This window comes from Pseudomonas sp. NPDC087697 (genome assembly GCF_044743155.1).
Classification (GTDB): domain Bacteria; phylum Pseudomonadota; class Gammaproteobacteria; order Pseudomonadales; family Pseudomonadaceae; genus Aquipseudomonas.
Genome location: NZ_JBIUVW010000027.1, coordinates 1 through 20026, shown reverse-complemented (window position 1 = coordinate 20026; position 20026 = coordinate 1). Strand labels below are relative to the sequence as shown.

Here is a 20026-nt window from a genome sequence, read left to right as displayed (position 1 = left end):
CGCCAGCGATCCCCGCGCGGCGGAGCACAGCATGATTTAAGCGCAGCGGGGAGTCGAACCTTAGCGCGTTACGCGGTGGCTCGACAATGGGCAGGCACGGGTTTAATCCAGCGCTGGCTGCGCAAAAGCCTGGCGAACGGTCTCGTGGGAGTACTCGGTGGCATGCTGGTCGACCCATTTGAGGGCCAGCGCCTCGACGCCCTGTTGTTCGGCCTGGGGCTTTTGCTCGCGGCAATAACGTTCAATCTGGCAGACCTGTTCGCCCATCCGCGCTTTAAACAGGGTCTGCTCGTCGATGAAGGCAATGCCGACCAGATAACCGTGCTTTCGTCGCAGACACCAGGCCACATAGCCCAGATAGCAGACATTTTCGCTCAGGGTCGGCATTCGCACCTCCAGTGCCGTTCCCTTGCGCCAGGCGCGGTGGTAATTGCAAGCCACGCCTCCGAGACTGATAGTGTGCAGCTCTTGCCGAGAAATACACTGATGCTTGCGCAACGTTAACTCGACAGGCACATCGTCCGGGTGAGGAATAAAACGCCCCATGAACACAGACTCCAAGTGTCGGTCATTCGACAGTGTTTCACCCAGTATAGTGGTCGAATGCGAGCTGACTGATTTCGATGCCGACCAGCGGCTGTTGGCGATGAGTGGTGTGTCGCTGGTGATTTTCACCAGCGTCGGCTGTTCCAGTTGCCGCTGGGCGCGCCAGCAATTGCCGGAGCTTGACCTTGAGGTCGATCGGCTGTGCTGGATCGATGCGGGGAACAACGGTGGCGTGGTGGAGCGTTATCAGGTCTTTCATTTGCCCGCGCTGTTTGTCGTGCGCGATGGCGAGTTTTATGGGGCGCTACAGTCGCGCCTGGCCCGCACCGAGCTGAATGCTGCGCTGGGGCAGGCGCTGAGTCGACATCCAGAGGAGTTGCCATGATGGATACAGCAGTCAAAAAGCCGAGAATCGGCATTATCGGTACGGGGGCGATCGGTGGCTTTTACGGTGTGATGCTGGCGCGGGCCGGGTTCGATGTGCACTTTCTGTTGCGCAGCGAATTTCCAGTCGTTGCCGAGCGCGGCCTGCAGCTCAACAGCGCGCCCTTTGGCGCGTTGACCTTGAATCCGGTTCAGGCGTATTCGTCGGCCGACGATATGCCGTCCTGCGACTGGTTGCTGGTCGGCGCGAAAACCACCAGTAACGCGGAGCTAGCACCGGCGATCATCAAGGCTGCGGCGCCGGATGCGAAGGTTCTGCTGCTGCAAAATGGTCTGGATGTCGAAGACAGCCTGCGTGATCTGTTGCCCGATTCACTGCACTTGCTGGGCGGGTTGTGCTTTATCTGTGTCCATCGCGCGGGTCCCGGGGTGATCGAGCATCAGGCGCTTGGTGCGGTGAACGTGGGTTATCACAGTGGGCCGGCGCTCGATGACGAGGCCGCGCGTCAGGCAATTGTCGAGCAGGGTGCGGGTCTGTTTCGTACCGCCGGTCTCGATTCACAGGCGATGGCCAACCTTCAGCAGGCGCGCTGGCAAAAACTGGTCTGGAATGTTCCGTACAACGGTTTATCGGTATTGCTCGGCGCGAGCACGACACCGCTGATGGCCGATGACAGCAGTCGCGAACTGATTCAGGCGTTGATGGCGGAAGTGGTGCAAGGCGCGCTTGCATGTGGCCACAGCATGCCGCCGGGGTATGCCGAGCATCTGTTCAAGGTCACCGAAAAAATGCCCGACTACTGGCCGAGCATGTACCACGACTACCAGCATAAACGGCCGCTGGAACTGGCAGCGATTTACGCGAGGCCATTGGCTGCAGCCAAGGCCGCCGGTTGCCAGTTGCCGAAAATCGAGGCCTTGTATCAGGCCCTGAGTTTTGTCGATCGGCGTAACGGCTGAGTCGTTACGCCTGGGGGGAGAGAAATGGCAAAAGGGATAGGCGACAAACTGGTGCTGGCGATTTCTTCGCGGGCGCTGTTCGACTTGAGCGAGAGCCATAAGGTGTATCTGGCGAGCGGCGTCGAGGCTTATCGGCAGTATCAGATCGAGCACGAAGACGAGATCCTCGAGCCGGGCGACGCGTTCCCCCTGGTGCAAAAACTGTTGAACCTCAATACCCACCTCGGCCGGGCGCGGGTCGAGGTGGTGTTGGTGTCGCGCAATAGTGCGGACACCGGCTTGCGAGTCTTCAACTCGATTCACCATTATGGTCTGACGATTTCCCGCGCGGCGTTTGTCGGCGGGCGCAGTCCGTATCCGTACCTGAAGGCATTCGGGTGTGATCTGTTTCTCTCCACCCACGCCGATGATGTACGCAGTGCGCTCGATGCCGGTTTCGCAGCGGCGACCATCCTGTCGGGTGGCGCGAGCCGTGCCGCCAGCGACGAACTGCGCATTGCCTTCGATGGTGACGCCGTGCTGTTTTCCGATGAGTCGGAGCGGGTTTATCAGTCGGACGGCCTCGAAGCTTTTCAGGCCAACGAACGCGAAGCCGCTCGCGAGCCATTGCGCGGTGGTCCCTTCAAAGGTTTTTTGGCGGCGCTCAATCTGTTGCAACGCGAATTTCCCGACGACAGTTGTCCGATCCGCACCGCACTGGTGACTGCGCGTTCGGCACCGGCTCACGAACGGGTGATTCGTACTTTGCGCGAGTGGGATATTCGACTCGACGAATCGCTGTTTCTCGGCGGGCTGGCCAAGTCTGCATTTCTCGAGGCCTTCGCCGCCGACGTGTTTTTCGACGACCAGGAGGGTCATTGCGAGTTGGCTCGCGAGGTGGTCGCGACCGGTCACGTCCCTCACGGCATCAGTAATGAACTGAAGGTTTAAGCCTAGCCTTCAATGCTTTGCGCGGGACGTCGTACTCGCTGTGGCACTGCTAAGCTGAATCAATCTCCGCCATCCTGGCATTCGAGGAGGTCACATGATTCGTTCGATGCTGTACGCCACTGACCTCGGCCTGTACGCACCTTTTGTGATGCAGCATGCATTGGCACTGGCACGAACATTCAAAGCCGATCTGTATGTGGTACACGCGGTTGAACCCATGGGACTTTTTGCCGAATCGGTGTTGCAGAGCTATCTCGATGAGCAGGCCTTGAATGAATTTCACAGTCAGGGTTTGAACACGGTAATGGCCAATATCGAGCAGCGGGTATTTGACAGCTTCCGCGAAGAGTTGGGGGAGGGGCAGCAGGATCTGGCGCTGATTCAGTCGGTCAGAGTATTTCAGGGCGATCCGTCGCAGGTCATTCTTGATCAGGCACAGAAACTCTCGGTGGATTTGTTGATCCTAGGAAGTCACAGCCATGGGGCCGGTGGAGAAACCCCATTGGGCCGGACCGCTGCGCGCGTGTTGCAGTTGTCGCAGGTGCCGGTTTATCTGGTGCCATTGTCGCAGCGTCGGCGTCACGGAGACATTTAAGGCGGGAACGCTGGCCTGTTGATAAAAAGTTCTAGATTTATTCTCCAAACCATTAATATAGTTATATACCGTCGCTGATGCCCGTGGCGTCTATCTGCTTTGAGGGATTGATATGAAGCTTCAACAATTGCGCTACATCTGGGAAGTGGCGCACCACGACCTCAACGTTTCCGCTACAGCCCAAAGCCTGTACACCTCGCAGCCGGGCATCAGCAAGCAGATCCGTCTGCTGGAAGACGAGTTGGGGGTCGAGGTTTTCGCCCGCAGCGGCAAGCACCTGACCCGAGTCACCCCGGCCGGTGAGCGAATCATCACCACCGCCGGCGAGATTCTGCGCAAGGTCGAGAGCATCAAGCAGATCGCTCAGGAGTTCTCCAACGAGAAAAAAGGCACCCTGTCGATTGCGACCACCCACACCCAGGCGCGTTATGCACTGCCGCCGGTGATCAGCAACTTCATCAAGCAATACCCGGATGTTGCCCTGCACATGCACCAGGGTTCGCCGATGCAGATCGCCGAAATGGCCGCTGACGGCACTGTGGATTTTGCCATTGCCACCGAAGCGCTGGAGCTGTTCGGCGACCTAGTGATGATGCCGTGCTACCGCTGGAACCGTTGCGTTGTCGTGCCGCAAGGTCACCCGCTGACCAAGCTGCCGAAGCTGACCCTCGAAGCCCTGGCTGAATACCCGATCGTGACGTACGTGTTCGGTTTCACCGGTCGCTCGAAACTCGACGAAGCCTTCAGCCATCGCGGCCTGACCCCGAAAGTGGTGTTCACCGCTGCCGACGCCGACGTGATCAAAACCTATGTTCGCCTGGGTCTGGGCGTGGGTATCGTGGCGAAAATGGCTGTCGATACCAAACTCGACAACGACCTGGTGGTGCTCGACGCCAGCGAACTGTTCGAGTCCAGCGTGACTAAAATCGGTTTCCGTCGCGGGACTTTCCTGCGTGGCTTCATGTGCGACTTCATCGAGAAATTCGCTCCGCACTTGACTCGCGAAGTCATGGCCAAAGCCATCCAGTGCCACAACAAACAGGAACTGGAAGAGTTGTTCGACGGCGTTGAACTACCGGTTCACTGAGTCCATACAGGCCACTAGACAACCTCGGTGACAGCGAACTGTTGCCGAGTACCCGCCACGACGATCTCCACCTCATCCCCCTCGAACTTGCCCAGCAGGCTTTTGCCCAGCGGTGAGCGCGGGGTGATGACGGTAATCAGTTGTCCCACCAGATCAACCTTCAAACCGGCCGCGTCAGGGGCCAGGAACAGCCACTGTTCGCGTCCCTTTTCGTCTTCCAGACCCAGCAACGCGCCGACTTCAATTCCGCGCTGATCGTCATAAGGCCGCAGTGTCAGGTTCTGGCACAGTGTCAGTGACTGCCTGATTTCCTCCACCCGTTTGGCCTGTCCGGCCGCGAGATAAGACGCCTCCAGTCCCAGGGTGTCGTACTTGTTCTCGGCAATGTTTTCTTCGTGGGTCGCGGTTTCGTACGCGGTTTGCGCTGCGCGCTCGGCGATATCGAGATCGACTGCAAGCTTTTCCAGAATCAGGTCGTGGACCGTATGTTTGTTCATGATCAATCGCAGAATTGCAGGACGTTGGCGCGGCTTTTTTCGTTGGGCGCGGTTTGGTCTTGCTGCAGCCAGAACTGGCATTTCGGGTTGGACAGGTTGCGGGTATTGCTGCGCGCCTGATCGAGCGTTTGCTGTTGCGCCTGTTTGCGCAGGTTTTCCTTGTACTGCTCAAACATCGGATTCTCGGGGGCCGGGTAGACTGCCGCTGGCTTGGGCTGAGTGATCTGACGCGCGGCTTCGGCGAGCGGGGCGAGTTGTTCGTTGGGCAGCAGTTTCGACAGCAGCCAGCAGGTCAGTGCGATGGCCAGAAATCCCAGCCACAACCCCCCGACAATGCAGGCAATCAGTTGCAGCGGATTGAGAGTGATGGACACCGTGCGGCGAGCGGGTGGGCGGTAGGGCATGGCTGCCTCCTTGCGGGGGGTTGTGGGCTGCTGCGATTGTCGCATGAAGATTAATCGGCGTCGGCTCTTCTGCACGCAACGATTTATGCGGACAATTGAGGTCTTTGCCCCACGGAGCCCGGAATGAAAGTCGACTGGGATATTTTCTGCACTGTCGTCGACAACTATGGCGACATCGGCGTGACCTGGCGCCTTGCCAGGCAGTTGGTGGCCGAGCATCACTGCGCGGTACGGCTGTGGGTCGATGACCTGCGGGCGTTCGGACGCCTGTGCCCGGAACTCGACACCAGTGCTGCACAACAGTGGCAGCAGGGCGTTGAAGTCTGCCATTGGTCGGCCGACTGGCAACCGACAAACGCCGCCGATGTAGTCATCGCTGCATTCGCCTGTCAGTTGCCCAGTGCTTACATGGAAGCGATGGCGGCACGCGAAAAAGCGCCGCTGTGGATGAACCTCGATTATTTGAGCGCCGAAGACTGGATCGTTGGCTGTCACGGTTTGCCGTCGGTGAAGTACAAACAGGTGCAAAAGTACTTCTTCTTCCCGGGGTTTCAGGCCGGCACTGGCGGCTTGTTGCGTGAGCGTGGGTTGCTGGAACGGCGTGAGCAGTTTCAACACAACACCGAGGCGCAGCGCGAGTTCTTGCAAGGACTGGGTGTCGATCGCGCCGAAGGAGCACGGCTGATCTCGTTATTTGCCTATGAGAATGCCGGTCTGGCCGATTGGCTGGACGTCATGGCGGGCGACGCTCATGCCACTCATCTGCTGGTGCCCGAGGGCCGGATTCTGGGCGACGTCGAGCGCTGGCTGGGCGTTGAAGGGCTTTCTGTTGGCGCGTTACAGGTGCGGGGTGCGTTGACCGTGCAGGTGCTGCCGTTCGTCCGACAGGATCAATATGACCTGCTGTTGTGGAGTTGTGATTTCAACGCGGTACGTGGGGAGGACTCGTTCGTCCGCGCGCAATGGGCTGCCCGGCCAATGCTGTGGCATATTTATCAACAGGAAGAAGATGTCCACCTGGACAAGCTCGAAGCCTTTCTGACGGTGTACACCGCTGGCCTTTCACCTGTGGCAAAAGCGGCGCTCGTCGGGTTATGGCGAGCCTGGAACACCGGCGCAGGAATGGCCCAGGCATGGGTTGCGGCACAGGAACACTGGCCAGAACTGCAAAAACACGCCCAGGCGTGGTGTCTGGAACAGGCTTTGCTAGCCGATCTTGCTTCGGCGCTGGTACAGTTTTATCTAAATTGGATATGATACGCGGCCTAGATTTTTGTAAATCCCATCCAAATTCGGATATTCGCAATGAAAACTGGTAAAGAACTGAAACCCGGGATGGTGATCCGTCTCGAAAACGATCCTTGGCTGGTTCAGAAAGCTGAATTCACCAAGTCCGGTCGTAACAGCGCGATCATGAAGACCAAGCTGAAAAACCTGCTGACCGGTTACAAGACCGAGATCGTTTACAGCGCCGACGACAAACTGGACGACGTGATCCTCGACCGCAAAGAAGCGACCCTGTCTTTCATCAGCGGCGACTCCTACACGTTCATGGACACCACTGACTACACCATGTACGAGCTGAACGCTGAAGACATCGAAGCCGTTCTGCCTTTCGTTGAAGAAGGCATGACCGATGTTTGCGAAGCGATCTTCTTCGAAGAGCGTCTGGTTTCCGTAGAACTGCCGACCACTATCGTGCGTGTAGTTGACTACACCGAAGGTTCCGCTCGTGGCGACACTTCCGGCAAGGTCATGAAGCCTGCCAAGCTGAGCAACGGTACTGAGCTGCAAGTTGCTGACTTCATCGAAATCGGTGACAGAATCGAGATCGATACCCGCGAAGGCGGTTCTTACAAAGGCCGCGCTAAATAAGCGCAGTTTTTGCAGGAAAGAAAAAGCCCGACCATTGAGTCGGGCTTTTTTGTGCGCGTCTGTTGGGTGCGAGTACTCAGACAGTCACGTGCAGGCGAACGTCTACATTCCCGCGAGTGGCGTTGGAGTACGGGCAGACCTGGTGCGCGGCGTCGACCAGGGTTTGCGCATCGGCTTGCTCCAGGCCCGGCAGGCTGACATGGAGGTCGATGTCCAGACCGAAACCACCGGGAATCTGACCAATGCCGACGTGGGCGGTGATCGAGGCGTCATCGGGGATTTTGCGCTTGGTCTGGCTGGCGACGAATTTCAGTGCACCGATGAAGCAAGCTGAATAACCGGCCGCGAACAGTTGCTCAGGGTTGGTCGCTGCACCACCGGCACCGCCGAGTTCTTTTGGCGTGGCGAGTTTGACGTCGAGGATGTTGTCGCTGGAAACGGCGCGACCATCACGGCCACCGGTAGCGGTTGCAACGGCGGTATAGAGAGTTTGCATGGTGTGAGCCTCATTCGGGTTTGATTGTTTTGCGCTAAAAATTTGCGCGCTAAGTAAGTGCGAAATAAATGTAGCTCGCTTATATTTTGCGCGCAAGATAAATTTTTAAAAATGTTTCCCGAATGAAAAATGTGGGAGCGGGCTTGCTCGCGAAGGCGGTATGTCAGCCAACAACAATGTTGAATGTGAGTCCGCTTTCGCGAGCAAGCCCGCTCCCACAGTGGTGGTGTGGTGTACTGAAGATTAGAGGCTGTCTTGCAGGTGGTTACGCAGGTTTTGCAGGTCGGCTTGCAGTGTGCGCATCTGCTCCAGGGTCTGGCCGCTGGCGCCGAGGATGCACGGCGGAACCGCCTGGGCTTTTTCCCGAAGGGCGCGACCTTGTTCGGTCAGCTCGACAATCACCACCCGTTCATCTTCGCGGCTGCGGGTACGGCTTAGCAGGCCTTCAGCTTCCAGGCGTTTGAGCAACGGCGTCAGAGAGCCGGGGTCGGTCAGCAGGCGTGTGCTGATCTCGCCGACGGTCAGCCCGTCGCGCTCCCAGAGCACCATCATTGCCAGGTATTGCGGATAGGTCAGGCCCAGCGCTTGCAGCAAGGGTTTGTAAACCTTGGTCATCAGCAGTGAAGTGGAGTGCAGGGCAAAGCACAACTGGTTATCCAGCAGCAGGTTGTCGCAGTTATCCGGGGTGTTGCTTTGGGTGGTCATGTCTAAACCTTGATCATTGATCGTCATGAATCTAGCGGGCGAGTCTTTAATGCGCTAGATAATTTTCGCCTAGAGCCGGCCGAAGTCTCTTTGCAGCGCCAGATCCCAGGGTGGAACCGGGCTGAAGCGGCTCTTGAGGTATTCCAGCAACAAACGGCTTCGGGAGCTGGCCTGTTGTTCCAGGCGCAGGGCGTAGATGCCGGTGGTTTCCGGTTTTGGCAGACCGCTGTCGCAAAACAGTGGCAGCAACTCACCGCGCAACAGATATTCACTGCACAGCCAGGTCGGCAGGTGAGCGATGCCCAGGCCGGCGAGGGCGCCATAGAGCAATGCTTCAGCGTTGTTGGCGCGCAGGCGAATACGTTGCGGGCGATGCAACTGCAGTTGCCCGTCCAGCTCGAAGCGCCAGGCAAACGGTGGCGCCAGGCCGTCCCAGTCGAGGCCGTCGTGGTTGCTCAGCTCGCTCGGATGGCTCGGCGTGCCACGACTCTTGAGGTACGCCGGGCTGGCGCAGGCAATGCGCACCATACTCGCCAATGGCGTGGCGACCATTCGTGTGTCGGCCATTTGCCCGGCGCGCAACACCAGGTCGACCTTGCCCAGATTTGAGCCTTGCATGTCGACAAAACTGTCGATCAAGTGCAATTGCACATCCAGCCCCGGATAAACCACCAGAAAGTCGGCAATCACCGGCGCCAGATGTCGCCGCCCGAATGCTGCCGGTGCGTCGACGCGGATCAGGCCTTCAGGCGCATTGCTCAAGGACACCGCCTCGGCGCGCGCCAGGCGCAACTCGCTGACAATCCGCCGTGCCCGTTCGGCAAACGCCAACCCGGCAGGGGTAGCGCGCACCGCGTGGGTGCTGCGCACGAACAGTTGGCTGCCGACGGCATTCTCCAGGCTGTCGATACGCCTGGCCACGGCCGAGGGTGTCAGCGGATGGCGACGGGAGGCCGCAGAAAAACTGCCGGCTTCCAGTACGTCGAGAAACAGCCCCAACTGATCGGTGAGAGTGTTTGGATTCATGGTGTTTGCTTGTGCGAAATTGGCATAGCCATTGTGCGTTGCTGTGCGTTTCCGCGCCAGAGCCGACTGCGTAGGATGCAAGGCCTGATGTGAGGGGAAATCACCTGTGATTGAGTTAGCGATATATCTGGTGCTCGGCGCTGCCTTGGGCACCGTAGGCGGTCTGTTCGGGATTGGCGGTGGTTTGATCGCGATTCCCGTGCTCGGCGTGTTGTTCGGTCTGGACCAGCAAATTGCTCAAGGCACGGCACTGGTGATGGTGGTGCCGAACGTGATGCTGGCGCTGTGGCGCTATCACCAGCGTAATCGCATCGAACTGCGTCACGCGTTGCCATTGGCCTCGATGGGTTTCTGCTTTGCCTGGATCGGCTCGATCTGGGCGGTGGGCGTTGACGCGCAGGTGATGCGCATCGGTTTTGTGGCGTTCTTGATTGCCTTGTCGGCCTACAACCTGCTGCGCATGTTCATCGCCACTACACCGGCCGCGTCGCAGATGCGTTACTCGTGGCCGTGGCTGGGTGTGCTGGGCGCGGCATCGGGCACCATGGGCGGGTTGTTCGGCGTTGGCGGTGCGGTGGTGGCGACGCCGGTGCTCACCAGCCTGTTCGGCACCACTCAAGTGGTAGCTCAAGGGTTGTCACTGGCGCTGGCCTTGCCCAGCACCGGCGTCACGCTGGTGACCTACGCGGTTCATCATCAAGTGAACTGGAGCATTGCACTGCCGATGGCAGTCGGCGGGTTGCTGAGCATCAGTTGGGGCGTGAAGATCGCCCACGCCATGCAGGAGCGTTTGCTGCGTGGGTTGTTCTGCGGCTTTCTGGTGCTCTGCGCGGTGATGCTCGCCTTCAAAGTTTGAAGCCTTCGACAATGTGCTCCGCCAGGCATTCGGTGATAGGCGAAGGGTTGTTCAGGTTGCGTACCAGCATGATGCTGGCCTCGGGCAACAGGGGCAGGCCTTCAGCCTCGCCGAGGATGCGCATGTCCTGGGTGATCAGGCTTTCCAGTTGTGCGGTGACCGCCAACCCGGCGCTGACCACGGCCATGATCGCCGACAGGCTCGAACTGTTGTAGGCGACCCGGTACTCACGCCCGGAAGCGTCCAGCGCATTGCAGGCCCAGATTCGGCAGAAACAATCACTGTTGAACATCGCCAACGGCAGCGGCGTCTGCTCATTTGGGCTGAAGCATTGCGCCTGCGCCCAGACAAAGCGCTCCTTGCGCAGCAGTTGGCCGATCTCGCTGCCGGGTTCGCGGGTGACGATCGACAGGTCCAGGTCCTGACGCAGCAGTAGCTGCTTGGAGGACTCGCAATGGACTTCGATCTGGATCAGCGGGTAGGTCTGGGCAAAGCGCGAGAGGATTCCCGGCAGGAACCGCATGACATAGTCATCCGGGGTGCCGATGCGCACTGTGCCGACCATGTGTGGTTCACGCAGGGTGTTGAACACTTCGCTGTGGAGTTTCAGGATCCGCCGCGCATAACCGAGTAGCACCTGACCCTCGGCGGTCAGCTTCACCTGGCGGCCGTCGCGCTGAAACAACTGGCGTTGCAACACATCCTCTTCCAGCCGTTTCATCTGCATGCTCACCGCCGACTGCGTGCGATTGACCAGCTCGCCGGCGCGGGTGAAACCACCTTGGTCGGCAATCGCGACGAAGGTGCGCAGGACTTCCGTATCGATACTCGGGTAGTTGCTCAATTCATCAATCTCCGAGATGTATTGCATAAGAAACATTCGTTGGATTGATCTTAGCTCCGGCGCGAGACTTCAGTCATCTACAACGGAGGGCAAGATGATGAAAGGTCAAAAAGGTTATGTTTTGGTTGGAAAGTTTCATGGGTTTTCTCTGGGCCATTGGCTGGAAAAAATGGTCCGCTGGCATGAACTCCACCGTGAGCGTGCGTTGCTGGCCAGTATGAGCGACGAAGCGCTCAAGGATATCGGTATCAGTCGAGCCGATGTCGAGCATGAAGTCGTTCGTCCATTCTGGGATGACCCGATGCACAAATGAATACCGAACCGCTACACAACAGGCTTCACACTGAGGTAGTTTGCGAGCAGACAAGGAGATGCACATGCCCGCAGAACTGTCCTTATCTCTCAAACAGGCTCGGCGTCTGGCGCTGGCTGCCCAGGGTTTCTCCGGGCGCCAGCCGCCAGCGGCGATCAAGCCCGTTCAGCTCAACCGCCTGATCGAACGCTTGGGCATTCTGCAAATCGATTCGGTCAACGCACTGGTGCGCTCGCACTATCTTCCGCTGTTCTCGCGCCTTGGCAACTACTCCGCCGACTTGCTCGACCAGGCCGCCTGGAGCCAGGGCCGACGGCGCACGTTGTTCGAATACTGGGGTCATGAAGCGTCGTTGTTGCCGCTGTCGATGTATCCCTTGATGCGTTGGCGCATGCAGCGTGCGGCGCAAGGCGAGGGGATTTATCAGCAACTGGCGCGTTTCGGTCGCGAACAGCAGGAGACTATTCGCCGCGTCCTGGCTTCGGTCGAGAAACTGGGTGCGCTCGGTGCCGGCAGTTTGTCGACGCGTCAGGAGCGGGCTGGCCCATGGTGGGACTGGAGCGCTGAAAAGCATGCGCTGGAATGGTTGTTCGCTACCGGCGAAGTGACGGTGGCGGGGCGTCGAGGTTTTGAGCGTCTTTACGACTTGCCGGAGCGGGTGATTCCCGAGTCGATTCTCAAGCAACCGCTGCTCGGCGAAACCGAGGCGCAACGTGGTTTGCTGCTACACGCTGCCAATGCGCTGGGTGTCGGCACCGAAAAGGATCTGCGCGACTATTTTCGTTTGAGTCTGGCTGAATGCCGCAACGGTCTGGCTGAGCTGGTTGAAAATGGTGAGTTGCTAGTGTGCGAAGTGCAGGGCTGGAAGCAATCGGCGTACTGCCTGCCGGACCCAAAAGTACCGCGCAAGGTCGAAGCCAGCGCGTTGCTTTCACCGTTTGATTCGTTGATCTGGGAGCGCAGTCGTACCGAGCGGCTATTCGATTTTCGCTATCGGCTGGAAATCTACACGCCGCCCGACAAGCGGGTTTACGGCTATTACGTACTACCGTTTTTGCACAATGAGCGGATTGCCGCGCGGGTCGATCTTCGAGCTGAACGGGCGTTGGGCCGGTTGGCGGTGCATGCATTGCATGAAGAAGAGCCGGGCCTGGACGGCGAGGGGATGCAGGCGTTAGCGGCGAATCTGCGGCAGATGGCCGATTGGCTGGGATTGGCCGAGATCCAGCTCAATTGTCCACGGGCCAGTGCGGCGAGGTTGCGGGTGGCGTTGGCACAGATTGGCGGTGCCTGATCTGACGTCTTCGCGAGCAAGCCCGCTCCCACATGAGATCACCAGTGAACACAATATTAGTGTTCGTCACCAATCAAATGTGGGAGCGGGCTTGCTCGCGAAGGCGGTGTGTCAGGCAACACAAGGTTTACTGATTCAGCGTCGAACCTGCTTCAGGGTCTCGGCAATCAAAAACGCCAACTCCAGCGACTGATCGGCATTCATCCGTGGGTCGCAGTGGGTGTGGTAACGGTCCGACAAACCATCTTCAGTAATCGGCCGTGCGCCGCCGATGCATTCGGTGACGTTCTGCCCGGTCATCTCGATATGAATGCCGCCGGCATAGGTGCCTTCAGCTTCGTGAACCTGGAAAAACTGCTTCACCTCGCCGAGGATCTGCGCAAAATCCCGGGTCTTGTAGCCGCTGCTGGCCTTGATGGTGTTGCCGTGCATCGGGTCGGAACTCCAGAGCACTTTCTTGCCTTCACGTTCCACTGCACGAATCAGCTGTGGCAGATGGTCGCCAACCTTGTTCGCGCCCATGCGCGCAATCAGATTCAGACGGCCCGGATCGTTGTCCGGGTTGAGCACATCGATCAGGCGAATCAGTTCTTCGGTGTTCATGGTCGGGCCGACCTTGACCCCGATCGGGTTATTCACCCCGCGCAGGAACTCGACATGCGCGCCGTCGAGCTGACGCGTGCGATCGCCGATCCACAGCATGTGGGCCGAGCAGTCGTAGTAATCGTTGGTCAGGCTGTCGCGGCGTACGAAGGCTTCTTCGTAGTTCAACAGCAGCGCTTCGTGGGCGGTGAAGAAACTGGTCTCGCGCAGTTGCGGCGAAGTGTCCATGCCGCAGGCGCGCATGAACGCGAGGGTTTCATCGATGCGGTCGGCCAGGTGGCTGTACTTTTCTGCCAGCGCCGAGTTGGCGATGAAGTCCAGGTTCCACTTGTGCACCTGATGCAGGTCGGCAAACCCGCCTTGGGCAAAGGCGCGCAGCAGGTTCAGGGTCGCGGTGGACTGGTGATAGGACTGCAACAGGCGATCCGGGTCCGGCACGCGGCTTTTTTCGTCGAAACCGATACCGTTGACGATATCGCCGCGGTAGGCAGGCAGGGTGACACCATTGATGGTTTCGTCATTGGCCGAACGCGGCTTGGCGAATTGCCCGGCCATGCGCCCGACTTTTACCACCGGGCAGCCGGCGGCGAAGGTCATCACGATCGCCATTTGCAGCAGGACTTTGAAGGTGTCGCGGATTTTCGCCGCCGAAAACTCGGCGAAGCTTTCCGCGCAATCGCCGCCTTGCAGCAGAAACGCCCGACCCTGGGTCACCTCGGCAAACTGACGGCGCAACTCCCGGGCCTCACCGGCAAACACCAATGGCGGATAACTGGCCAGGCTTTGCTCGACCTGCAGCAGATGCGCGGCGTCAGGGTAGTGGGGTTGTTGCTGGATCGGCAGGGCGCGCCAGCTGTCAGGGCTCCAGGGTTGGCTCATCATGGACTCTAGTGTTTTACCGTCGGACGTTCATGTTATCAGCAATTAGTGCGTGACCTGTTCCCGAAGCTTGGCGGACAATCGCGCCTTTGCCGCACCACGCGGAACGAATGATTGCGTTGTCGGGGATCAGCCCGATAACGACCAGGAGACGAAATGACTGAGGAGCGCGTCGAGCATCTGCTCGCCGAGGTGCACGATGAATTCGGCATGATCCGGGTGCTGGAAGTGGCGGATTATCGTTTTCTCGAATTTGGCGATGCCATCGAGCAGAGCTGTGTGTTCACTGCCGACCCGAGCTGGCTCGAGTACGACTACACCCGCGCGATGCTGATTGGCGCGCTGTGCCATGAACAGCCGGACAGTGCGTTGTTTCTCGGTCTGGGTGCGGGCACATTGACTCAGGCGTGCCTGAAGTTTCTGCCGCTGGAAGACGTCGAAGCGATCGAGTTGCGCCCCGACGTACCGCGTCTGGCCATCGAATACCTGGGGCTGGACGACGATCCTCGTCTGTATATTCGCATCGGCGACGCCCTCGAGTTGCTTGAGACGGCTGAATCGGCGGATCTGATATTTGTCGACCTTTATACCGATGTCGGTCCGGGTGTCGGTCATTTGGCGTGGGGGTTTCTGGAAAACTGTCAGAAACGCCTGAATCCGGGCGGCTGGCTGGTGATCAATCAATGGGCCACCGATGATGGCAAGCCGTTGGGTGCGGCATTGCTGCGTGGGCTTTATCACCGGCATTATTGGGAGCTGCCGGTGAAGGAGGGCAACGTGATCCTGTTCGTACCATCCGACCTCGACCAGGAACTGGACATGCAAGGGCTGGCGGCCCGCGCCGAAGCGCTGGCGCCGCAATTGGGCTATTCGTTGCAGTCGCTGATCAAGGCGATTCGCCCGGCGACCTGAGTCGTTGTCTGTGAGGGCCCCTTCGCGAGCAAGCCCGCTCCCACATTAGATTATTGGTGCACACAGGATTTGCGATCGGATGCGGTCAAGTGTGGGAGCGGGCTTGCTCGCGAAAGCTCTCCAGCAGCCAACACACCTCTCAAAGCCCTTTGAAGATTCCCGGGCGCTTCTCGATCAACGACCGCACGCCTTCCTTGGCGTCTTCGCTGTTGAGCAGTTTCTTCACCAGCGGTGGCAAACCCAATGCCGCTGCTGTTTCGCCCTCCAGGTGAGCCTGACGTGCGGACTGCAAGGTCGCCTGAACCCCCAGCGGTGCCTGCCGGGCAATGCGCTCTGCCAACTCGATCGCACGAGGTAACAGGTCTTCGCTGGCCATCACCTCCTGCACCAGCCCCAGACGCAGCGCTTCGTGGGCATCGAACTCATCGCCGGTCAGCAGCCAGCGCATGGCATTGCCCCAACCGGCAATCTGATGCAGGCGCAAGGTTGCACCTCCAAAGGGGAAGATGCCGCGCTGCACTTCCATTTGCGCAAAACGGGTGTTGCTGGCGCAGAGGTTGATATCGGCGGCCAGCATCAGCTCGATGCCGATGGTCAGGCAGTAGCCCTGAGCCGCAACAATCACTGGTTTGCTGACCCTTGGCCCGACAAACACGCCCCACGGATCGCAACCGCCGGTCGGAGCTTGCCAGCCTTCGGCTAGCGCAGCGCTGACACTCGCCAGGTCCAGCCCGGCGGTAAAGTGCTCGCCATGACCGAACACCACCGCGACGCGGGCCTCGCTGTCGGCTTCGAACTCGCCATAGGCCAGGCTCAGCGCGTTGAGCAGATCGAGGTCAAACGCATTGCGTTTGGCCACCCGGTCCAGCCCGATCAACAGGACATGACCGCGCCGTTCACGGGTGACACGACTGCAATCAGGTTGATTCATGGGTATTTCCTCGGGCGGGGAAGGAGGTCTCAGACCGAAGGTCAGGGCCTGAAAGATGAACCGTTTAAGCGTCATGACCAACAGGGCCGGGCCTTTGAAAAATAGCCCGTTGCACGATTATCCGCAAAGCCTGTGACACAACGGTGTATGCGGGGTTTTTCCGACAAATAAAGCTCCCTTTTTGGGGGAATTCCGGTATAGTGCGCGCCGGTCTTTAGCCAGGCCGCGTTTAGGTAGCGCAATTCCCCGAAGTCAGCTTCGGCTGCACGTCCGCACAGCGGACTCTTCCTTGACGAATCTTTTTCATTCATTCGTTTTCGCAAATCCCCGCCGACAAAGCAGCCAGGGCGACTCTTGAGTCTTACACGGCATGCGCAGCTTTGGAGCATGGGTCTTTGCGGATGCACTTAGAGGCAGACCCATGACCCAGGAAACCGGCGGCTTCGCCGCTTTTAATCTTAATCCGAATATTCTTGCAGCCGTCATCGCGACCGGCTACGAAGAGCCTTCGGCTATTCAGCAGCAATCGATCCCGATCATCATGGCCGGTCACGACATGATTGGTCAGGCGCAAACCGGTACGGGTAAAACCGCTGCGTTCGCCCTGCCGATCCTGCATCGCATCGATCCTGCAAAGCGCGAGCCGCAAGCCCTGATCCTGGCGCCAACCCGTGAGTTGGCGCTGCAAGTAGCAACCGCTTTCGAAACCTACGCCAAGCAAATGCCGGGCGTTACCGTTGTGGCCGTTTACGGCGGCGCGCCGATGGGCCCGCAACTGAAAGCAATCCGTAATGGCGCACAGATCGTTGTCGCCACTCCGGGCCGTCTGTGCGACCACCTGCGTCGTGACGAAAAAGTACTGGCGACCGTGAACCACCTGGTTCTCGACGAAGCTGACGAAATGCTCAAACTGGGCTTCATGGACGACCTGGAAGTTATCTTCAAGGCCTTGCCGGCAACCCGTCAGACCGTATTGTTCTCGGCCACCTTGCCGCAGTCGATCCGTGCCATCGCCGAGCGCCATCTGCGCGATCCGCAGCACGTAAAGATCCAGACCAAGACTCAGACCGTTACCGCGATCGAACAGGCTCACCTGTTGGTTCACGCTGACCAGAAGACCTCGGCTGTATTGAGCCTGCTGGAAGTTGAAGACTTCGACGCCCTGATCATGTTCGTGCGCACCAAGCAAGCGACCCTGGACCTGGCCAGTGCCCTGGAAGCCAAAGGCTACAAAGCCGCTGCGCTGAACGGTGACATTGCTCAGAACCAGCGTGAGCGCGTGATCGAATCCCTCAAGGATGGCCGTCTGGACATCGTTGTGGCGACCGACGTTGCTGCTCGTGGTCTGGACGTTCCGCGTATCACTCACGTTTTCAACGTTGATATGCCGTACGACCCAGAGTCCTATGTTCACCGTATCGGCCGTACTGGCCGTGCCGGTCGCGAAGGTCGTGCACTGTTGCTGGTGACTCCGCGTGAGCGCCGCATGCTGCAAGTGATCGAGCGTGTAACCGGTCAAAAGGTTGCTGAAGTTCGTCTGCCGGACGCTCAAGCCGTTCTCGATGCACGCATCAAGAAACTGACCAACAGCCTGTCGCCGCTGGTGGCTGATGCCGAATCGACTCACGGTGATCTGCTGGATCGCCTGACTGCCGACATCGGTTGCACCCCGCGTGCACTGGCCGCTGCTCTGCTGCGCAAGGCTACCAACGCTCAAGCACTGACCCTGGCTGCGATCGAGAAAGAACGTCCACTGGTGCCGAACAATGCACCGCGTGGCGATCGTCCAGAGCGTACCGGTGATCGTCCGGACCGTGGTGACCGTGAGCGTCGTGCTCCGATCCCATTGGCTGAAGGCCGTGCTCGTTGCCGTACCGCGCTGGGTGCGCGTGATGGTATCGCTGCCAAGAACCTGCTGGGCGCCATCCTCAACGAAGGTGGTCTGGCTCGTGAAGCAATCGGTCGTATCCAGGTGCGTGACAGCTTCAGCCTGGTTGAGTTGCCGGAAGATGGTCTGGAGCGTCTGCTGACCAAACTGAAGGACACTCGCGTTGCCGGTAAGCAGTTGAAACTGCGTCGCTATCGCGAAGATTGATCTGCTCTCGGGCTGATTGATTGCACATAAAAAATCCCCGACTGGTTCGGGGATTTTTTTGTCTGTAAAAAAGATCGCAGCCTGCGGCAGCTCCTACAGAGGAATGCGTTCTCATGTAGGAGCTGCCGCAGGCTGCGATCTTTTGATCTTGACGTTATCCGAAGCGATAAATGTCCATCCCCAATGCGCCCATCGTGAATCCCTGGTGGGCGATGCTGAAATCGCCACCAGCACCGCGGGCGAAGTACAGCGGCAGCAAGTGTTCGTCGCTGGGATGGCTGCGCACGGCATTCGGGGCTTGCTGGCGATAATCGTGCAGGGCGGCTTCGTCGTTTGCGGCGAGCTTTTCAATGACCCAGTCGCGAAAGGCCTTGGCCCAGGGTTCGACGCTTTCCGGGCCGGCATGCCAGTCCAGTTCGCGCAGGTTGTGGGTGATGCTGCCGGAACCAATCAACAGCACGCCTTGTTCGCGCAGACTGGACAACGCACGCCCGACGCGGGTCTGCAGGGCAGGGCCGAGACGACTCGGCACCGACACTTGCACCACCGGAATGTCGGCCAGGGGATACATCAATGACAGCGGCACCCAAACACCATGATCGAACGGGCGTTGGTTATCGAGCTGTGCCGGCAAGCCATCGGCCTTGAGTAACTCGGCGACCTGCGCCGCGAGCTCCGGCTGGCCGGGTGCGGGGTATTGCACCTCGAACAGTGCTGCGGGGAATCCACCGAAGTCGTGCCAGGTTTCTGGATGCTCAGCACTACTGACGCGCAGGTCCTGGCTTTCCCAGTGTGCGGAAACGATCACGATGGCCTTGGGTTTCGGCAATTCGCTGGCCAGACGGGCCAGCGCCGGGCCGCTGGCGCCGGGCTCCAGTGCTAGCATGGGTGAGCCGTGAGAGATAAACAGGCTAGGGAGCATGAATAAGGTCCTGAGCATTAAGATGGGAACATCTTCAGTCAGATCATTGATCTAAATCTAATATAAGTTTTAGGGCATATTGATCGAATTTTCGAGGTGATTATGCAGCCGGAGTTTTGGCAAAAGCGTTGGGAGCTCAATCAGATCGGCTTCCATCAGTCAGAGGTAAGTCCTTATTTGCATCAGTACTGGCCGCAGTTGAATTTGACGAAGGGCTCTCAGGTCCTGGTGCCGCTTTGTGGGAAAAGCCTGGATCTCGTATGGCTGGCAGGGCAGGGACACCAGGTGTTGGGCGTCGAGTTGTCGGAAAAGGCTGTGGAAGATTTTTTCCGTGAGCAGCAACTTACGCCCCAGATCACCGAGCAAGGTACCTTCAAGGTTTACCAGGCGGGGTCCCTCGCGCTGTGGTGCGGAGACATTTTCGGCCTGACCGTAGACGATGCGGCCGATTGTGCAGCTGTCTACGATCGAGCCGCGTTGATTGCCTTGCCGCCGCCCATGCGCGAGCAATACGCAGCGCACCTGAGCCGGATTTTGCCCTCAGCCTGTGAAGGCTTGTTGATTACGATGGATTACGATCAGACGCAGCTGGCCGGGCCACCCTTTGCCGTGACGGATGAAAACGTGCAGGCGTTGCTGGGGCGGCGCTGGCAGATTGATCTATATGAGGCGCGGGACATTCTGGGGGAGAGCTGGAAGTTCCTCCAGGCAGGTGTTACGCGCCTTGAAGAGCGGGTATATAGATTGATGGCTCGCTAAGCAGCAAAAGATCGCAGGCTTCGGTGTTGTGGTTCAGTTTTTTTGAACCGCTCTGTAGGAGCATTAGGCCGCTTGCTGCTCAAACAGCGCAGGCGGCAGGTGGTTCGAGGCGG

Annotated in this window: 23 protein-coding genes; 13 read left to right on the top strand and 10 right to left on the bottom strand. The window is 58.9% G+C overall.

Annotated elements, in window-relative coordinates:
• Positions 1 to 102 precede the first annotated feature (102 nt).
• The gene (locus ACIPIN_RS18250; protein ID WP_401120714.1) at positions 103 to 546 is read right to left on the bottom strand and encodes a PilZ domain-containing protein; all 444 of its coding nucleotides are present in this window, start codon (positions 544 to 546) and stop codon (positions 103 to 105) included.
• Here ACIPIN_RS18250 and ACIPIN_RS18245 point away from each other — a divergent pair.
• From ACIPIN_RS18245 to cysB, 5 genes are all read left to right on the top strand, one after another.
• On the top strand, positions 545 to 931 hold the full coding sequence (locus ACIPIN_RS18245) for a thioredoxin family protein (protein WP_401120712.1): 387 nt from the start codon (positions 545 to 547) through the stop codon (positions 929 to 931). The genes ACIPIN_RS18250 and ACIPIN_RS18245 overlap by 2 nt on opposite strands.
• Complete coding sequence (locus ACIPIN_RS18240; RefSeq protein ID WP_401120782.1) at positions 931 to 1890, top strand: putative 2-dehydropantoate 2-reductase; 960 nt, start codon at positions 931 to 933, stop codon at positions 1888 to 1890. The genes ACIPIN_RS18245 and ACIPIN_RS18240 overlap by 1 nt, the downstream gene beginning before the upstream one ends.
• A gap of 24 nt (positions 1891 to 1914) precedes the next feature.
• Positions 1915 to 2820 carry a 5'-nucleotidase gene (locus ACIPIN_RS18235; protein ID WP_401120710.1) on the top strand — a complete coding sequence of 302 codons (906 nt, stop codon included), beginning with the start codon at positions 1915 to 1917 and terminating at the stop codon, positions 2818 to 2820.
• 94 nt (positions 2821 to 2914) lie between these two features.
• The gene (locus ACIPIN_RS18230; protein WP_401120709.1) at positions 2915 to 3415 is read left to right on the top strand and encodes a universal stress protein; all 501 of its coding nucleotides are present in this window, start codon (positions 2915 to 2917) and stop codon (positions 3413 to 3415) included.
• A gap of 112 nt (positions 3416 to 3527) precedes the next feature.
• A complete protein-coding gene (cysB, locus tag ACIPIN_RS18225; RefSeq protein ID WP_003183769.1) occupies positions 3528 to 4502 on the top strand; it encodes an HTH-type transcriptional regulator CysB in 975 nt (324 codons plus the stop codon).
• A 14-nt stretch (positions 4503 to 4516) separates the two neighbouring features.
• On the opposite strand, the gene ACIPIN_RS18220 is transcribed toward cysB, so the two are convergent.
• Together ACIPIN_RS18220 and ACIPIN_RS18215 are read right to left on the bottom strand one after the other, a co-directional pair.
• Positions 4517 to 4999, bottom strand: coding sequence for a transcription elongation factor GreAB (locus tag ACIPIN_RS18220; RefSeq protein ID WP_401120707.1), 483 nt, complete (start codon positions 4997 to 4999; stop codon positions 4517 to 4519).
• Between the two features lie 2 nt (positions 5000 to 5001).
• Positions 5002 to 5403 (bottom strand): hypothetical protein, encoded by a 402-nt coding sequence (locus ACIPIN_RS18215; protein WP_401120706.1) that lies wholly within the window; start codon positions 5401 to 5403, stop codon positions 5002 to 5004.
• 123 nt (positions 5404 to 5526) lie between these two features.
• Here ACIPIN_RS18215 and earP point away from each other — a divergent pair, with 123 nt between their 5' ends.
• Both earP and ACIPIN_RS18205 read left to right on the top strand, forming a co-directional pair.
• A complete protein-coding gene (gene earP, locus ACIPIN_RS18210; RefSeq protein WP_401120705.1) occupies positions 5527 to 6660 on the top strand; it encodes an elongation factor P maturation arginine rhamnosyltransferase EarP in 1134 nt (377 codons plus the stop codon).
• A gap of 48 nt (positions 6661 to 6708) precedes the next feature.
• Positions 6709 to 7278, top strand: a complete 570-nt coding sequence (locus ACIPIN_RS18205; RefSeq protein WP_401120703.1) for an elongation factor P — start codon at positions 6709 to 6711, stop codon at positions 7276 to 7278.
• Between the two features lie 76 nt (positions 7279 to 7354).
• Here ACIPIN_RS18205 and ACIPIN_RS18200 read toward each other — a convergent pair whose 3' ends face one another.
• From ACIPIN_RS18200 to ACIPIN_RS18190, 3 genes are all read right to left on the bottom strand, one after another.
• Entirely contained in the window at positions 7355 to 7774 is a 420-nt protein-coding gene (locus ACIPIN_RS18200; RefSeq protein ID WP_401120701.1) for an organic hydroperoxide resistance protein, read from the bottom strand.
• 243 nt (positions 7775 to 8017) lie between these two features.
• On the bottom strand, positions 8018 to 8479 hold the full coding sequence (locus ACIPIN_RS18195) for a MarR family winged helix-turn-helix transcriptional regulator (RefSeq protein WP_401120699.1): 462 nt from the start codon (positions 8477 to 8479) through the stop codon (positions 8018 to 8020).
• 69 nt (positions 8480 to 8548) lie between these two features.
• A complete protein-coding gene (locus ACIPIN_RS18190; RefSeq protein WP_401120697.1) occupies positions 8549 to 9505 on the bottom strand; it encodes a LysR family transcriptional regulator in 957 nt (318 codons plus the stop codon).
• Positions 9506 to 9611: 106 nt separating this feature from the next.
• On the opposite strand from ACIPIN_RS18190, the gene ACIPIN_RS18185 reads away from it, so the two are divergent.
• Positions 9612 to 10361 (top strand): sulfite exporter TauE/SafE family protein, encoded by a 750-nt coding sequence (locus ACIPIN_RS18185; RefSeq protein WP_401120696.1) that lies wholly within the window; start codon positions 9612 to 9614, stop codon positions 10359 to 10361.
• On the opposite strand, the gene ACIPIN_RS18180 is transcribed toward ACIPIN_RS18185, so the two are convergent.
• Positions 10351 to 11205, bottom strand: coding sequence for a LysR substrate-binding domain-containing protein (locus tag ACIPIN_RS18180; RefSeq protein ID WP_401120780.1), 855 nt, complete (start codon positions 11203 to 11205; stop codon positions 10351 to 10353). The two genes, ACIPIN_RS18185 and ACIPIN_RS18180, sit on opposite strands and share 11 nt — an antisense overlap.
• Positions 11206 to 11302: 97 nt before the next feature.
• Between ACIPIN_RS18180 and ACIPIN_RS18175 the strand changes: the two genes are divergently transcribed.
• Entirely contained in the window at positions 11303 to 11518 is a 216-nt protein-coding gene (locus tag ACIPIN_RS18175) for a DUF1127 domain-containing protein (RefSeq protein WP_401120779.1), read from the top strand.
• Between the two features lie 64 nt (positions 11519 to 11582).
• Positions 11583 to 12812: a winged helix-turn-helix domain-containing protein gene (locus tag ACIPIN_RS18170; RefSeq protein ID WP_401120694.1), complete on the top strand. Its 1230-nt coding sequence runs from the start codon at positions 11583 to 11585 to the stop codon at positions 12810 to 12812.
• A 135-nt stretch (positions 12813 to 12947) separates the two neighbouring features.
• Here the strand turns inward: ACIPIN_RS18170 and ACIPIN_RS18165 are convergent, their stop codons facing one another.
• Positions 12948 to 14294: a class II 3-deoxy-7-phosphoheptulonate synthase gene (locus ACIPIN_RS18165; RefSeq protein WP_401120692.1), complete on the bottom strand. Its 1347-nt coding sequence runs from the start codon at positions 14292 to 14294 to the stop codon at positions 12948 to 12950.
• Between the two features lie 156 nt (positions 14295 to 14450).
• Here ACIPIN_RS18165 and ACIPIN_RS18160 point away from each other — a divergent pair, with 156 nt between their 5' ends.
• The gene (locus ACIPIN_RS18160; protein WP_401120691.1) at positions 14451 to 15206 is read left to right on the top strand and encodes a spermidine synthase; all 756 of its coding nucleotides are present in this window, start codon (positions 14451 to 14453) and stop codon (positions 15204 to 15206) included.
• Between the two features lie 139 nt (positions 15207 to 15345).
• Here ACIPIN_RS18160 and ACIPIN_RS18155 read toward each other — a convergent pair whose 3' ends face one another.
• Positions 15346 to 16137 carry a crotonase/enoyl-CoA hydratase family protein gene (locus ACIPIN_RS18155; protein ID WP_401120689.1) on the bottom strand — a complete coding sequence of 264 codons (792 nt, stop codon included), beginning with the start codon at positions 16135 to 16137 and terminating at the stop codon, positions 15346 to 15348.
• 421 nt (positions 16138 to 16558) lie between these two features.
• Here ACIPIN_RS18155 and ACIPIN_RS18150 point away from each other — a divergent pair, with 421 nt between their 5' ends.
• A complete protein-coding gene (locus ACIPIN_RS18150; RefSeq protein ID WP_054596358.1) occupies positions 16559 to 18232 on the top strand; it encodes a DEAD/DEAH box helicase in 1674 nt (557 codons plus the stop codon).
• Between the two features lie 154 nt (positions 18233 to 18386).
• Here ACIPIN_RS18150 and ACIPIN_RS18145 read toward each other — a convergent pair whose 3' ends face one another.
• Complete coding sequence (locus ACIPIN_RS18145) at positions 18387 to 19154, bottom strand: DODA-type extradiol aromatic ring-opening family dioxygenase (protein ID WP_401120688.1); 768 nt, start codon at positions 19152 to 19154, stop codon at positions 18387 to 18389.
• Positions 19155 to 19256: 102 nt separating this feature from the next.
• Between ACIPIN_RS18145 and ACIPIN_RS18140 the strand changes: the two genes are divergently transcribed.
• Positions 19257 to 19913 carry a thiopurine S-methyltransferase gene (locus ACIPIN_RS18140; RefSeq protein ID WP_401120686.1) on the top strand — a complete coding sequence of 219 codons (657 nt, stop codon included), beginning with the start codon at positions 19257 to 19259 and terminating at the stop codon, positions 19911 to 19913.
• Positions 19914 to 20026: the final 113 nt, after the last annotated feature.